Source organism: Alcaligenes sp. (genome assembly GCF_050255915.1).
Lineage (GTDB): Bacteria > Pseudomonadota > Gammaproteobacteria > Burkholderiales > Burkholderiaceae_B > Alcaligenes > Alcaligenes aquatilis.
The window spans coordinates 1-16,057 of the sequence record NZ_JBFWIQ010000024.1; the positions used below are offsets into that span (position 1 = coordinate 1).

10 protein-coding genes are annotated in these 16,057 nt (G+C 56.8%); 5 read left to right on the forward strand and 5 right to left on the reverse strand.

The window, feature by feature from the left end:
• Positions 1-118: 118 nt before the first annotated feature.
• Together ssb and AB7E06_RS18980 are read right to left on the reverse strand one after the other, a co-directional pair.
• On the reverse strand, positions 119-646 hold the full coding sequence (gene ssb, locus AB7E06_RS18975; protein ID WP_094198119.1) for a single-stranded DNA-binding protein: 528 nt from the start codon (positions 644-646) through the stop codon (positions 119-121).
• Positions 647-905: 259 nt separating this feature from the next.
• Entirely contained in the window at positions 906-2,117 is a 1,212-nt protein-coding gene (locus AB7E06_RS18980) for an MFS transporter (RefSeq protein ID WP_094198120.1), read from the reverse strand.
• A 111-nt stretch (positions 2,118-2,228) separates the two neighbouring features.
• Between AB7E06_RS18980 and uvrA the strand changes: the two genes are divergently transcribed.
• Positions 2,229-5,192, forward strand: a complete 2,964-nt coding sequence (gene uvrA / locus AB7E06_RS18985; RefSeq protein ID WP_094198121.1) for an excinuclease ABC subunit UvrA — start codon at positions 2,229-2,231, stop codon at positions 5,190-5,192.
• Positions 5,193-5,200: 8 nt separating this feature from the next.
• Here uvrA and AB7E06_RS18990 read toward each other — a convergent pair whose 3' ends face one another.
• From AB7E06_RS18990 to AB7E06_RS19000, 3 genes are read right to left on the reverse strand one after another with little or no spacing between them, the layout of a single operon-like run.
• A complete protein-coding gene (locus AB7E06_RS18990) occupies positions 5,201-6,325 on the reverse strand; it encodes a deoxyguanosinetriphosphate triphosphohydrolase (protein ID WP_094198122.1) in 1,125 nt (374 codons plus the stop codon).
• A gap of 5 nt (positions 6,326-6,330) precedes the next feature.
• Positions 6,331-7,419, reverse strand: coding sequence for a 3-dehydroquinate synthase (gene aroB, locus AB7E06_RS18995; protein ID WP_094198123.1), 1,089 nt, complete (start codon positions 7,417-7,419; stop codon positions 6,331-6,333).
• Positions 7,420-8,025: a shikimate kinase gene (locus AB7E06_RS19000; protein ID WP_094198124.1), complete on the reverse strand. Its 606-nt coding sequence runs from the start codon at positions 8,023-8,025 to the stop codon at positions 7,420-7,422. It lies immediately after the preceding gene.
• 119 nt (positions 8,026-8,144) lie between these two features.
• Between AB7E06_RS19000 and AB7E06_RS19005 the strand changes: the two genes are divergently transcribed.
• From AB7E06_RS19005 to AB7E06_RS19020, 4 genes are all read left to right on the forward strand, one after another.
• The gene (locus tag AB7E06_RS19005; RefSeq protein WP_094198125.1) at positions 8,145-10,592 is read left to right on the forward strand and encodes a penicillin-binding protein 1A; all 2,448 of its coding nucleotides are present in this window, start codon (positions 8,145-8,147) and stop codon (positions 10,590-10,592) included.
• 96 nt (positions 10,593-10,688) lie between these two features.
• Positions 10,689-10,823: an LPS translocon maturation chaperone LptM gene (gene lptM / locus AB7E06_RS19010; protein WP_094198126.1), complete on the forward strand. Its 135-nt coding sequence runs from the start codon at positions 10,689-10,691 to the stop codon at positions 10,821-10,823.
• Positions 10,824-10,866: 43 nt separating this feature from the next.
• The gene (gene lysA, locus AB7E06_RS19015) at positions 10,867-12,135 is read left to right on the forward strand and encodes a diaminopimelate decarboxylase (protein WP_094198127.1); all 1,269 of its coding nucleotides are present in this window, start codon (positions 10,867-10,869) and stop codon (positions 12,133-12,135) included.
• 165 nt (positions 12,136-12,300) lie between these two features.
• A complete protein-coding gene (locus tag AB7E06_RS19020; RefSeq protein WP_427958141.1) occupies positions 12,301-15,243 on the forward strand; it encodes a putative bifunctional diguanylate cyclase/phosphodiesterase in 2,943 nt (980 codons plus the stop codon).
• The last annotated feature ends 814 nt before the right edge of the window (positions 15,244-16,057 follow it).

Below are 16,057 nucleotides of genomic sequence, written 5' to 3' on the forward strand. Positions count from 1 at the left end.
ATAGCTAGTAGATAAGTTTCCATCTTAACCTAAATTACAATTCCTTTGTAAACAATAAAAAACCCGATTTTTATAGTAAAAACCGGGTTCGATGTTTACACTCTTAAAAACCTATGGTTCAGAACGGAATATCGTCATCCATATCGGCCAGATTGTCCGACATAGGAGCGGTATTACGTGGAGCCTGTTGTTGTTGCTGCTGTTGTTGTTGAGGCGCTGGACGCTGAGCACGTTGCGGTGCCGGTGCACCACCACCGCCACCACCGTATTCACCACCGCCCATACTGCCACCACCCATCTCACCACCACCGTCGCGGCCACCGAGCATTTGCATTTGCTCGGCGATAATTTCCGTGGTGAAACGCTCCTGACCGTCCTGGCCCGTCCATTTACGGGTGCGCAAACGACCTTCTACGTAGACGGGGCGGCCTTTGCGCAGGTATTCGCCCGCGATTTCAGCCAGACGGTTATAGAACACCACACGGTGCCATTCGGTTTCCTCGCGGCGCTCGCCGGAGGTACGGTCTTTCCACTGCGAAGTCGTGGCAATGGAAATATTGCAGATGGCCGAGCCTTCTGCGCTGTAGCGTACTTCTGGGTCGCGGCCAAGATTGCCCACCAGAATGACTTTATTTACCGATGCCATGAAAAAATCCTGTAGTCAAAAATTCTATATCAAGCCGTATTATCGTGGATTCGTGCCTTAATTAACACTCCCTCCCCACTCCAGGAAGGGCCGTTTTGTCCACGCAAACGATCCCGTTACGGCACCTTGAACGGCGTATATGGCTAAGCACCCGGCAAAGTCACCTGTTACGCCCAGCTCTTGATTCTTGAGGCCAATCCGGCCACTTTACTTGCTGCTGCCTGCCACGTCTTTGCACAAGCGTAACAGGCAATACCTTCTAATATTTATCTTTGAAACCACGCGCGGTCAGCAACCACAGCACAGCCAACGCGGCGCCGGTCCACAACACCCATTGGGTGAGCCCTCGCCCAGCCAGCACGCCCCCGATCAGGCCGCCGGCAAACACGCCCAGGGACTGGGAGGTGTTGTAAAAACCCAGCGCCAAACCTTTATATTCTGGCGGCGCGACGCGCGACACCAACGAAGGCTGCAAAGCTTCCAGCACGTTAAAGCCAATAAAGAAAAAAGTCAGCGCTGCCACCATGGGAACCAGCGAGTCACGCGCCCAAGGCATGACGGCCAGCACCACAATCAACAGCAAAACGGCCAGTTCCAACGCGTGTTTGTGACGTTTGCGGGTCTCTGTCCAGAACACCGCAGGCACCATCAGCACAAAAGACACCAAGATAACGGGCAAGTACACCTTCCACAAATCCTGAGTGCTATAGCCGCCCAAGGTAGCCAGAATGCCCGGCACCACAATGAACAGGGACATCAGGATAAAGTGCAGACAGAACACGCCAAAGTTCAGTCGCAATAAGTCCAGGTGACGCAGAACCTGTCCGGCCGTGACCTGCACAATCGAGGCTGGCGCTTTAGGCGCACTGGGCACCACAAAAGCAGCAATCAACAAACAGACAAAGCCCAGCAAGCTGATGGCCCAGAACAGTCCCGACAGGCCAAATTGCCCTACCAACACCGGCGAGAGCACCAGCGAGACGGCAAAGGACAGGCCAATAGACCCACCCACCATGGCCATGGCGCGTGTACGTACTTCGGGGCGAGTGGAGTCGGCTACCCAGGCGGAAATGGCTGCCGACACCGCCCCCAGACCTTGAATACAGCGGCCTACCGTCACCCAGTCAATATTCTGTGCCAGCGCCGAGATCACCCCGCCGACCACGAACAAGGCCATGCCGATGACAATAATCGGCCTACGCCCAAAACGGTCTGATGCCATCCCCAAGGGAATCTGCAAAACAGCCTGGGTCAGACCATAGGCACCCAATGCAAGACCGACTCGCGCGGCATCGTTACCGCCGGGCAGGGAATGGGCAGCAACCGCAAAAACCGGAGTCAGTAAAAACAGACCCAGCATTCGACAGGCAAACAGCAAAGCCAGCAAGATGCTGGCCTTGCGCTCTTGCTGAGTCAGACTCAAGCGCTCTGGGCGCGATCCGGCCGTATTCATGGTTTGGTGTGTACTCATTTAATACTCTGTCACAACTGGGCTAGCAGAGAGCCCGGATACCCGTTCACATAAATTCTGACGCAACGCGCTATAGTAGCAAGTTGCCTTTTGACAAGCCTAAATAAAGCGATGGAAGCCATCCGCATTCGTGGTGCCCGTACCCACAACCTGAAAAACGTCTCCGTAGACCTGCCACGCCACCAATTGGTCGTGCTGACAGGGCTGTCCGGTTCTGGGAAGTCGTCTCTTGCCTTCGACACCTTATATGCCGAAGGCCAGCGGCGCTATGTGGAAAGCCTGTCCGCTTATGCACGTCAGTTTTTGCAACTGATGGACAAGCCAGATGTGGACTTGATCGAAGGTTTGTCGCCTGCCATTGCCATCGAGCAAAAGGCAGCAGGTCATAACCCGCGCTCCACCGTGGGAACCACTACCGAAATCCACGATTATTTGCGCCTATTGTACGCGCGCGTCGGAACTCCTTACTGCCCGGAACACCACTTGGCCTTGCAGGCCCATAGCGTGAGCCAGATGGTAGACCAGATTCTGCAATGGGAGCCTGAATCCCGCATTGCCGTCCTGGCTCCCATGTACCGCGCCCTGGTGGGCGATCTGCAGCGGGAGCTGCGCGGTCTGCAAGCCCAGGGCTTTGTACGGGTGCGCGTCGATGGCGAGATCTCCAGCATTGAAGACCTGCCCGCGCTCAATGCCGAGCAGGCCCATGATCTGGATCTGGTCATAGACCGGCTACGTATCAAACCGGATAGCCAGCAGCGTCTGGCCGAGAGCCTGGAGACGGCTTTGTCCACCAGCAATGGCCGTTGTCTGGTGGTCAATCTGGATACCGGTTTGGAGCAACCCTATTCCAGCCACTACGCGTGCCCGGTCTGTGACTACTCCCTGCCCGAGCTGGAGCCGCGCCTGTTCAGCTTCAATAACCCGGCAGGTGCCTGCCCGGACTGTAGCGGCCTGGGACAAGTGGATGTATTTGACCCTGAACGGGTAGTGGCCTTTCCAGAACTGAGTCTGGCAGGCGGTGCCATTGCAGGCTGGGATCGACGCAATGCCTTTACCTATACCTTGCTGACCAGTCTGGCGGCCCATTATCACTTTGATATCGAGGCCCCCTTCGAGTCCCTGCCCGAAGAACTGCGCCGCACCGTGCTGTATGGCTCTGGCGCGGAAGAAATCCCCTTTCTCTATTTGAATGAGAAAGGACGCACCACGGTAAAAACACACCCATTTGAAGGGGTCATTCCAAATCTGCAACGTCGCTGGGCGGAAACCGATTCCAGCGCCGTACGCGAGGAGCTAAACAAGCTGCGTCGCACCCAGACATGCCCGGCCTGCCATGGCGCACGTCTGCGTCTGGAAGCGCGTCACGTCCGTATTGGGGATGATCCCATTCCCAGCCATGCGGGGTGCCAGCATCATGCAGGCACCGTGTCTGCCAACCCAGCAGCCATCATTGTCGACACGCTGTCTGACAATGCCGTACAGTGCGTACAAACCAACTCTACAACTCAAGGACAAGCCAAGGGTCTGGCCATTTATGAAGTCGAAGCCCTGGCCTTGTCTGACTGCCTGGCCTGGTTCGAGCGTCTGTCGTTAACAGGCGCGAAAAAAGAGATTGCCGACCGCATCGTGCGTGAAATCCGCCTGCGGCTGGAATTTCTGAACAATGTGGGTCTGAACTATCTGTCTCTGGACCGCAGCGCCGACACCATTTCCGGTGGCGAGGCGCAGCGTATTCGTCTGGCCAGCCAGATCGGCTCCGGTCTGACCGGCGTAATGTATGTGCTGGACGAGCCTTCCATTGGCCTGCACCAGCGCGATAACGACAAGCTGATCCAGACCCTGCAGCACCTGCGGGACCTGGGTAATAGCGTGATCGTGGTCGAGCACGACGAGGACATGATACGCACCGCCGACTATGTCATCGACATGGGCCCCGGCGCGGGCGAACATGGCGGGCAAATCACCGCCCAAGGCACACCCGCAGAGCTGGCCCAGAACGCCAAGTCTCTAACCGGCCAGTACCTGTCCGGCAAGCGCCAGATTGCCGTTCCCAAACGACGTCCCGTTGACGACAGCCTGAACTGGCTGCGCCTGTACGGTGCCAGCGGCAATAACCTGAAGTCCGTTGATTTGGCAATTCCGGCCGGACGACTGGTCTGTATTACAGGCGTGTCCGGTTCGGGCAAGTCCACACTGATCAACGACACACTGGCAACCGCCTTCTCACATTTGCTGCACCGTGCCCATGCCGAACCCGCGCCCTACGAGCGCATGGAAGGGCTGGAGCACTTCGACAAAATCATCAACGTCGACCAAAGCCCAATTGGTCGCACCCCGCGCAGTAACCCGGCCACGTACACAGGCATGTTCACCGCCATTCGTGAACTGTTCGCCAGCGTGCCCGAGGCACGGTTGCGTGGCTACGACCCAGGCCGCTTCTCCTTTAACGTCAAAGGCGGCCGCTGCGAGGCCTGCCAGGGCGATGGCGTAGTCAAGGTAGAGATGCATTTTCTGCCTGACGTTTATGTACCTTGTGATGTGTGCCAGGGCCGTCGCTACAACCGCGAGACGCTGGATATTCGCTACCGGGGCCGCAATATCAGCGAAGTGCTGGACCTGACGGTTGAGCAGGCACTGGAATACTTTGATGCAGTCCCTGCGGTTGCACGCAAACTGACCACCTTGATCGATGTGGGTCTGTCCTACATCCGCCTGGGTCAAAGCGCGACCACCCTGTCTGGTGGTGAGGCGCAGCGGGTGAAACTGTCACTGGAACTGTCCAAACGCAGCACCGGCCAGACCTTGTATGTGCTGGACGAACCTACAACTGGCCTGCACTTTCAGGACATTGCTGTCTTGCTGGCAGTTTTGGACAAGCTGGTTGAGTCCGGCAATAGCGTGGTCGTGATTGAACACAATCTGGATGTGATCAAGACCGCAGACTGGATTGTGGACATGGGGCCAGAAGGCGGCCATGGCGGTGGGCAAATTGTGGTGCAAGGCCCCCCGGAGACTGTTGCTGCTTGCGAGCAAAGCCATACCGGGCGTTACTTGAAGCCTTTGCTGCAGCGTTAAAGCAAAACCTACATCTTGAAAATAGCGTCGTGCTCACGAATGGCATGACGGTCCGTCATGCCAGCGATGTAGTCAGCCACAGCACGAGCCTGTGCAATCGGGTCTTCGCGCCTATGTTCGGCTGCTAATAAACGCGGATCATCCACAAACGCCTGAAACAGGTCACGCACGATGTGTTGCGCCTTGTTCATCATGCGCACCACTTTGTAATGACGGTACAGATTGGCGTGCAAAAAACGTTTAAGCTCATCGGCCTGAGCGCGCAGCTCGGGCGAAAAACCGGCCAGGCGCGGCAGGTTCCGGATTGCATCTGCACTATCGGGACGGTGTTCTTCCAGCTTGGCGCGCGTGGTTTCCGTTAAATCCACCACCAGGGTGTTGATCATGCCACGGATAATTTCAGCGACCAGCCGCTGGCCACTCAAGCCCGGATACTGAGCCTGCACATGCTCGTAATGCGCACGGAACAGGCGTAGTTCCAGCAATTGCTCCAAGCGAATCAAGCCAGAGCGCAGACCGTCATCAATATCGTGATTGTTGTAAGCAATTTCATCGGCCAGATTGGCCATTTGCGCTTCCAAAGACGGTTGGCTGCGATCAATAAAGCGCTGGCCGACTTCGCCCAATTCACGCGCATGCTTTAGGGAACAGTGCTTCAAGATCCCCTCGCGGGTTTCAAAACACAGGTTCAAACCATTGAAGGCGGCATAACGCTCTTCCAACTCGTCCACGATTCGCAGACTTTGCAGATTATGCTCAAAGCCCCCGGCCTCGGGACGCAACTCCTGCATACAGCTATTAAGCGTGTCCTGGCCAGCATGGCCAAACGGAGTGTGACCGAGATCATGGGCCAGGGAGATGGCTTCGATAAGGTCTTCATGCAAACCCAGATTGCGGGCAATGGCCCGCGCCAGTTGGGCCACTTCCAAACTATGCGTCAATCGTGTTCGGAATAAATCACCTTCGTGGTTAATAAAAACCTGTGTTTTGTATTCCAGCAAACGAAACGCATTGCAGTGAATAATCCGGTCGCGGTCCCGCTGAAAGGCGTTGCGGCCTTGGGGTGCTGCCTCTGCGTAACGCCGGCCGCGGGACTGTTCAGGGCGACAGGCATAAGCGGCAAGCATTTGCATCGGTTTTACTCCTGTTCCACCGTTGTAAAGCGGGCCAATGCCTGGCGCACTACATCCGGGGCGACTGCCTGCACCTTGGCATGGCCTAATTTATCCAGCAGCACAAAGCGCAGTTGGCCACCTTCATTTTTCTTGTCCACCTGCATCAACTCCAGCCAGCGGTCTGCAGGCCATTGTGGTGGCGTGATCGGGCATCCGCTAGCTTGCACCAGGGCTTTGATACGAGCGACATCCTGAGCCGGCAAACCACACACCAGAGCGGACAGCTCGGCAGCCATAATCATGCCGCAACCCACGGCTTCGCCATGCAACCACTGACCGTAGCCCATACCAGACTCAATCGCGTGGCCAAAAGTGTGACCAAAATTCAAAATAGCACGCAGACCCGACTCGCGTTCGTCCTGTGAAACCACCTCGGCTTTCACCTCGCAAGAGCGGCGGATCGCATGAACAATCTGCTCCTGCTCCAGACGGCGCATGGGGGCGATCTGCTCCTCACACCAGTTGAAGAAATCCAGATCGTAAATCATGCCGTACTTGACGACTTCAGCCAGACCAGCGGAAATTTCGCGAGCAGGCAAGGTCTTGAGTACGTCCGTATCCACTTCCACGGCGATAGGCTGGTAGAACGCACCCACCATATTCTTGCCTAGCGGATGGTTAATGGCTGTCTTGCCACCGACCGAGGAATCCACCTGCGCCAGCAACGTCGTGGGGACCTGTACAAAGCGCACACCGCGCATGAAGCAAGCTGCCGCAAAACCGGCCATATCGCCAATAACGCCACCACCCAAGGCCACGATCAGGGCCTTGCGATCCAGATGAGCACCCAGCAGCGCGTCAAAAATTAGGTTCAGAGATTCCCAGTTCTTGTAGGCCTCGCCATCGGGCAGCTCGATCACATGGACGGGCTTGCCCGTTGCGGCCAGGGCTTGCTTGACCGGTGCCAGATACAAGGCTGCCACCGTAGGATTAGTGACGATCGCAATGGCAGACGTATCGGCTGGCACCGTGCCTGCAAGCTGCGCCAGACGCCCGGCGGCGATCTGGATGGGATAAGCGCCACCCTGGGCGTCAACATGCACTACAGACATTTAGCAACCTCGTTCTTTCAACTGGGACAATAAATGGCGCACCGCATGATGAACCGGCGCCGAGCCAGTTTCAAAGCGGATATCCGCCACTTCTTCATAGAGGGGTTCGCGCGCTTGCAACAGTTCCTGGATGCGGGCGCGTGGGTCCGCTGTTTGCAACAGTGGTCGGTTACGGTCTCGGGCCACGCGACGGTACAGCTCGTCTACAGTGGCACACAAGTACACTACGATACCGCGATCTTTAATGATCTGGCGATTGGCCTCGGACAAAATGGCCCCGCCTCCCGTTGCCAACACGATACCGCTCTGGCGCGAACAAATATCGAGCACCGCCGATTCACGTTTGCGGAACCCTTGCTCGCCTTCGAACTCAAAGATAGTGGACACTCGCACGCCGCTCCGGGCTTCCAGCTCGTGGTCAAGGTCCATAAACTCGCGTTTGAGCTCCCGCGCCAATTGGCGGCCAATGGTTGTTTTACCGGCTCCCATCATGCCCACTAAAATAATGGGACGTGGGCCAGTTTGTTGTAAATGGAGCAGCTCGGCGTCTGATAAAGGATCAGGATGTTCTACAGGCATCAGCTCGGCGGGTAAAGAGTGGTTCATTTGTGTATTATCCCATTAGCCTTCCCTAAGCACAGTCCGCTTGCTTAGTATTATTTTGTTACATTGATACTTGATTTGAGGCCCAGTCCTGCTGCGTTTGGACTTTAAAATCAGCCCTAATGAGTTCTTCTTCCCGCTCCCCCAATTCTAAACCCGAGCAAAGCTCCGGTTCCTGGCTTGCCCGCCTCATCATCAAGACCTCGGTCTTTTTTGTGGGGCTTGGTCTGTGTGCCGCCCTGCTCGGATCGCTGGCGCTGGCCTTAGCCTGGCCCAACCTTCCCGATCTAAGCGCCATGATCGACTATCGCCCACGGGTGCCACTACGTATTTACACGGCGGACAAGGTGCTGATCGGCGAATTTGGTGAAGAACGCCGCAATGTGCTGCGTTTTGACGAAATCCCCGATGTCATGAAATCGGCCATTCTGGCGGCCGAAGACGACCGTTTCTACCAGCACGGTGGTATTGACTGGATGGGGGTAGGTCGCGCCGCCCTGGCCAATATGACCCACATGTCCAAGACACAAGGGGCCAGCACGATCACCATGCAGGTAGCACGTAACTTCTACCTGTCATCAGAAAAGACCTATACCCGTAAATTCTACGAACTGCTGCTGACCTTCAAGATTGAAGCAACACTGTCCAAAGACCAGATTCTGGATCTGTACATGAACCAGATTTATCTGGGTCATCGTGCTTATGGTTTTGCCGCAGCGTCGCGAACCTATCTGGGCAAGCAGTTGGGCGAGATCACAACGGCAGAAGCCGCCATGCTGGCCGGCATTCCCAAAGCGCCCTCGCGCTTTAACCCCATTGCCAACTTCGAACGCGCCAAAACTCGTCAAGCCTATGTACTGGGCCGCATGCGCTCGCTGGGCTACATCACCGAGCAAGAGTACCAAGACGCCCTGGCACAGGAAATTGTTGTGAAATCGGCCCTGGGCACGCCCGCCGGTGGCTATGCCATCCACGGTGAATACGCGGCTGAGCTGGCACGCCAGCTACTGTACGGCGTCTACCAGGACAATGTGTACTCGCGCGGTTTCAATATCTACACCACGATCCAGTCCACCGACCAGGAAGCTGCCTACCTGGCTGTGCGCAACGGTATTCTGGATTACACCCGTCGAGCTCCTTACACCGGCCCTCAAGGCCAAGTGGATCTACCCGCTGATATTGAAAACGACCACGCTCAGTTAGATGCCATTCTGGACGACCTGCAGGACAAGTACCCCGATACGGGCGACCTGCTGACCGGCGTGGTGCTGGACGCCAGCCCCAACCAGATTCGTGTTGCCCGTACCGCCCAGCAAATTATTGATGTCAACGACAAGCGCGCCTTGAAGATCGTGGCTCGCGGCCTGGTAAAAAATGCCAAAGCAGACGTACGCATCCAGCGCGGCTCCGTGGTTTATCTGTTCCGCAATGACGATTACTGGGAAGTACTGAATATGCCTGCGGTGCAGGCTGCTTTTGTGTCGGTACGCCCGCAAGACGGCGCTATCCAAGCCATGGTCGGCGGCTTTCACTTTTCAGATGGGAAGTTCAACCGCGTCACCCAAGCCTGGCGTCAGCCCGGCTCCGCCTTCAAACCCTTTATCTACGCGTCTTCACTGGAGCGCGGTTTAACCCCTGCTACCCAGATTTCGGACGAACCCTTTGTTCTGACCGCCGCCCAGACCGGCTCCAAGCCATGGACGCCCAAGAACTACGGGCGCAGGTACGAACCCATGCTGACCATGCGTCAAGGTTTGTACAAATCCAGAAACATGGTATCTATCCGTATCATGCAGGCCGTCGGCCCCAAGTACGTGCAAGATTATGTGACTCGCTTTGGTTTCGACAAAGCCCGTCAGCCTGCCGTTCTGCCGCTGGCTCTGGGTGCCGGTAGCGTGACTCCCCTGCAAATGGCCGGCGCCTACGCGGTCTTTGCCAATGGCGGTTACCGTACCGAGCCCTACCTGATCGACTACGTCACCGACAGCACCAATAAAGTCATCATGCGTGCCAAGCCCGTTGTGGCGGGTGATGCCGCTGCACGCGCCATTGATGCCCGCACTGCTTACGTCATGAACGACTTGTTGCGCGGTGTGGCGACCTCCGGTACTGGCGCCCGCGCCTCGCGCACATTGAAGCGCACAGACATTGGTGGCAAAACAGGCACCACCAACGACTCTCAGGACGCTTGGTTTGCTGGTTACACGCCAGATCTGGTCGGTATTGCCTGGATGGGCTTTGACAGGCCACGCAGCCTGGGCTCAGGTGAAACCGGCGGTGGTGCCTCCATGCCTATCTGGATCAACTACATGCGCACTGCACTCAAAGACAAGCCCATCGTACCTCCCGGTCCTATGCCGTCTGGCCTGTCGCGCATCAACGGGGATTTCTACTTTGACGAATTCCCGCCCGGACAAGCCATTGCCCGTGTTGGTCTACCCGCTCCGGGTGACGACTTCCTGCAACAAGGCGGTGGGGATCAAAACGATGGGATTGGCGACCTGCTGCGGCAACTGGACTCTGACTCCGGCTCCTCGGGCGCTGAAACGCAACCCTTCGTCCCCTTCTAGATCCAGTACCCAAACGCCGGCACCGCCGGCGTTTTTTATGCTTTGCCCTTCAAAATGGCATAATGCTCTGCATTGTCCGCACTCGCTCAATACCTTATGAACAAACTACGTTCTTCCCGCCTGCTGGCCTTGCTGACACTTAGCGTTTTTCTCAGCGCTTGCGGCTACAAAGGCCCCTTGTATCACCCTCCTGCGCAGGAAGCGGCGGACGCCCAAACAGCGCCGCGCTGATTTCCGCCCTGCTCGCGCTTAACCTCTGTTATTTGACGACACCATGACCGTTGCACCTCACTTCCAATTTCAGAACAACACGCTGCACGCCGAGCAAGTTCCACTGAACAAACTGGCTGAAGAATTCGGCACCCCTCTGTATGTGTACTCCCGCCAAGCCTTGCGCGACGCTTGGGAGTCCTATCGAGTAGCCGGCCAGGGCCGCAAGTTGTTGGTGTGCTATGGCATGAAGGCCAACTCCAATCTGGCCATTCTGCAAGAATTTGCCCGTCTGGGAACCGGCTTTGATATCGTCTCGGGCGGTGAACTGGCCCGTGTCATTGCCGCTGGTGGCGACCCAGGCAAAGTCGTGTTCTCCGGTGTCGGCAAACAGGTTTGGGAAATCGAAGCGGCCCTGAAAGCAGGCGTGAAATGCTTTAACGTTGAATCCGAAGGCGAGCTGGAACGCGTTGCCCAGGTTGCAGAACGCATGAATGTGAAAGCACCTGTTTCCTTGCGCGTGAATCCGGACGTGGATGCCCGCACCCATCCCTACATCTCCACTGGTCTGAAAGGCAATAAATTTGGCGTGCCTATTGATCAAGCGCCTCGCATCTACGCCCGTGCCCAAGCACTGCCTAGCCTGGACATTGTGGGTGTGGACTGCCACATCGGTTCACAAATCACCGAGGTCAGCCCCTATCTGGACGCATTAGACAAGCTGATCAAGCTGATCCTGGCCTTGAAGGAACAAGGCGTGAATCTGACTCACCTGGATTTGGGCGGTGGTCTGGGCATTCGCTACACTGACGAAACCTTGGTTACCCCCACCCAATTGCTGACCGAAGTCTTTGCCGCCTTGGACAAGAACGGCCTGGGCCATCTGGAGATCGTGCTGGAACCTGGCCGTTCCATGGTGGGTAACGCCGGGGTACTGCTGAGCCGCGTGGAATACCTCAAGCATGGTGAGACCAAGAACTTCGCTATCATTGATGCTGCCATGAACGACTTGATCCGCCCTACCTTGTACGATGCCTGGCACAGCGTGGAAGCGGTAAACCCTCGTCCCGTAAGCGAGGACACCCCCCATTACGATTTGGTTGGCCCTATCTGCGAAAGCGGCGACTGGCTGGCCCGTGACCGCCAACTGGCGCTGCAACAAGACGATCTAATCGCCATTATGTCCGCCGGTGCCTACGCCTTTACCATGGCCAGCCAGTACAACACCCGCCCCCGTGCGGCTGAAATTCTGGTCGATGGGAATCAGGTCCATGTGATCCGCCCGCGCGAAACACTGGAAAGCTTGTTTGCCACCGAACAATTGCTCCCCTAAAGCCAGGGCAAGAATGCAGGTTACAACCATTCAGCCTTAAAGAACTCTCGAATCTGACCGTAAAACAGGCCGGGATTGCGCTGCCATCAGCAGGCATCGCAATCCCGGCCTGTTGCGTCCTAGCCGGAAAAGCACAGATTTCGCTGTCAGTGGCCAGACAGTTCGATGGTAAGCGCTGGAGACTGTACCACCATCATGACCACCCCAGGGATACCGACCCACAGCTTTGAGCCTGTTACATCGGCTAGCGAACGCTTGATTCGCGGCTTAAGTCTGTACGTCATCCCTTTGTTTCTGATCATGCTCACGTTATGGGTATTGTTGTTCCTACCCAATCGCTACCCTAGCGTTCCCGGTCAAAATTTAGGCATTCAAGCACTGGCCAGCCAACAAGAGCATGCGGATCCAGAGTTATTGACGCAATTGGAAAATGCACCGTCCCAACAACGGCTGCACCTGAACGAGCCCCATTGGCTGCTACTGACCCTGCCTGCTCCCTTGCCTGAACAAGAGCAAGTCCTGCACTTTCCCGCCTCCCCGATTTCCTCGCTGCACTGTGAAGATGCCCGTAGCGGCAAGACTCTGCGCAATAGCGAGCTGTCCCCGCCTGCAGCCCTGTCACCGACCCCGGTCAAAAGCTACACCCTGGAACTGGACCAGACAAGCCACACTGCCACCGTTCTGTGTCGTGTCCAGACCTCACGTCCCACCCTACTGCAAGCCCAACTCTGGGCCAGCTCTGACGTCACCAACTCTTCAATTCACCTTAGCCGTGGCATAGGGCTGCTGGAAGGCGGCTTGCTGACCATGGCCATGTTCATGCTGGTGCTGGCCGCGACCAACCGCGCCTGGATTTACCTGCTGCTGTCTGTCTGGCTGATTGGCAATCTACGTCTGGGTTCGATGGCGATGGGCTGGGACACTCAATGGCTAGGCCAGATCCTGCCCTCCCAGTACATGCCCGTACTGCGCCAGGTCACCATTGCCTGCTACTTCATCCTGAGCTACTCCCTGTTCACCGTCTTGCTGGGCAACTCCATCACCACCGCCCGCCTGCAACGCTTGCTACCCACGGTCGGCATACTGGGCTTGATCCTGCTACCCGTATCCCTGCTCGCTCCAGCTTCAGTGTTCCAGCCCCTGATGTGGATCAGTACCATCTACGCGCTGTGCTGCGTCTCGGCCGTGCTGCTAGCTGTTCTCTTGCATACCCGCTCGCGCATCTTACTGTGGCAACTGGTGCTACTGAGCATGGCCTTGTGCATGCTCATTTCGTCCGTCTTTCTGGTGACGTTTGGCTATTCCACCTTTGTAGAGAACTTTAACGGCGTCATCGCCTTCCTGCTCTCCAACCTAATGGTGGCTCTCGCTGTAGGCGAACGCTTGCGGGAGGATCGCAGCGAATCTCTGCGCGCCCGTAACGAGCTGATGGCGCACTACCTGGTCACCCCTGTTGGCATGTTCACCTTGAACGAGTCCGGTGTCTTTTTGCGCATCAGCCCCATGTTGAGCCGCATGCTCCACATAGAAGCAGACCCCAGCGAAACTACCATTTACTGGACGGACTTTTTCCCCGAGCAAGACTGGAAAGCTGTCGCACAAAGCACCCAGAACGGCCAGGATGTCACCATTACCCACTATGACGCGAATGCTCAGCCATGCCAATTCGCTTTGCGCGTGGCCATCGTCAACCAGTGCATTGAAGGCTCCCTGCAAGATGTGACCGCCCGCGCCGAGACCTACCGCCAGCTGCGTCTGATGGCCGACAACGACCCAGTGACCAACGTCCTGAACCAGCGAGGAATCGAAAAAGCCCTGGATGGTCTGCTCAATCGCAGCCAGAACGACAAACCCTGCTTGTTAGCTTATCTGGACCTGAACCACATCAAATATGTGAACGGTACGTTTGGCCATTCTTCGGGTGACGCCCTGCTGCTTAAAGTCTGCGAACAATTGGAATCCGTTCTGCGCAGCGAAGACAAAATCGGTCGCATCGGTAGCGATGAATTTGTGATCATCTTTGAAGATTGCGAACCGGACCAAGCCCGCGCTCTGGCCAATAACGTACTGGAGTCGCTGAACAAAAGCCCCGTACTGGCGGGCAACCGCAGCTTTAACCTGCGCAGCACATTGGGGCTGGTCGAAGTCGCACCCGGTATGGCTCCGCAAGAGGCCATCTCCGCCGCCAGTCGAGCCTCCCGCGACGCGCGCCGACTGCATCAAGACATGATCATCTATGGGCAGGACTCCAACGCCCTGCAAGAACACGCCGAAGAGCTGCGTCTATTTGAAGAACTGGAAGGCGGTTCTTCCCGCGCACTCTACCTGGAAATGCAGCCCATCGCCGCCTTGCGCCGCCCCATGGACAGCCTGAACTTCGAGGCCCTGCTACGCGTGCGCGACTCCTCCGGCCAGCTCATCCCTACTGGCCGCATCATTGCAGCGGCTGAAGAAAGCGGCACCATCACCATCATCGACAAATGGGTGTTCTCCGCCACCCTGGAGTGGATGGCCAAACACGAAGCCCAACTGAGCAAGACCCAATGGGTCACCATCAACCTGAGTGGCGTGTCCCTGAACGACGACACCTTCATCGAATGGCTCTTTGACATTCTGGCCCGCTTCGAGCACCTGGCCCGCCGATTGTGCGTTGAAATCACCGAAGGCGTGGCACTGGATGATCTGGAGCACACCCGCAACTTCATGCGACGCCTGCAGAAAATGGGCGTACGCATTGCCCTGGACGACTTTGGGGCGGGCTACACTTCCTTCTCCTACCTGCGTGAACTGCCCGCCGACGCCATCAAAATCGACGGCGCGCTGATCTGCGACATGCTGAAAAAAGAAACCAACGTCGCCATCGTGCGCACCATCGTCGAACTGGCCAACAACCTGGGCATGATCAGCATTGCCGAATGGGTAGAAGACGTCCCCACTCTAAAAGCCCTGCAAGAACTGGGCGTGGACTACGTACAAGGCTTCATCATCTCTAAAGCCTGCACCCCGACTGAACTGCTCAAAGCCCAAGCCATCACCGACCTGGTCCACGACGGCGCAGCCAAACAGTTCCTGATCGAGTCCCAGGATAAATTCCCGCCAACCATGTAAATAGATAGTCACCCAAGGCCCACAGCAGGCCTTGGTGGCCCATGACAAGACCTTGCGCCACCTACGGGGACGCGCACTCGTCTCAAATGCCATAGGGACGCTATAAAGGCTTTGTTACTGTCATCGCCCCAATAGTCAGCTCACTTTCCCGTTATCTACAGCAAGCCACGCCAAGATACGCATCACAGTCAGAACACCCCCCAACACCCGGCTGCATCACAGCCCTGAGTCTGGCCAGACAGCACCACCTAATACAGAGAGCAATCCTGTCCAAACGCAGACCGATGTCTAAGCGTCACGCTGGAAACAGGTTCAAGGAATAGATACCGCCGCCACGCTAGCTTTGTTTTGGTGCTCTGACTCTGACTCTGACTCTGACTCTGACTCTGACTCTGACTCTGACTCTACAACAGGCTACGCCGGTCCCTCTTGGAACAACAAGCGCCCAGTCACACCCTACACAGAGAAAAACGCAATTTTCCCTCCCATCGCCCACTTGCCCCTCACCCCCTCTGAAGTCAGAGGGGCCATAAGTAAACACTGTGAGCCGCTGGTGTGCGGGTCAGCGTGTCGGGGCTATTCAGAGTGCCTGCCGCGGGCGGAGTATGGCGTAGGGATGCAAGCACCGTTCTGTTCGCGCCCGACGCTTGTTGAGTGTCCGGGGAACACTCAACCGGGCAAGTTAACCGTGCGCCCGTAGCCATACTTCGACAAGGGTACCGGTGCGCAGCACCGGCAGCGCTCAAGCCCCGACACGCTGACCCGCACACCAGCGGCGTCTTCCGGCGCCTATGCCACCCCAAAAAACACCGCT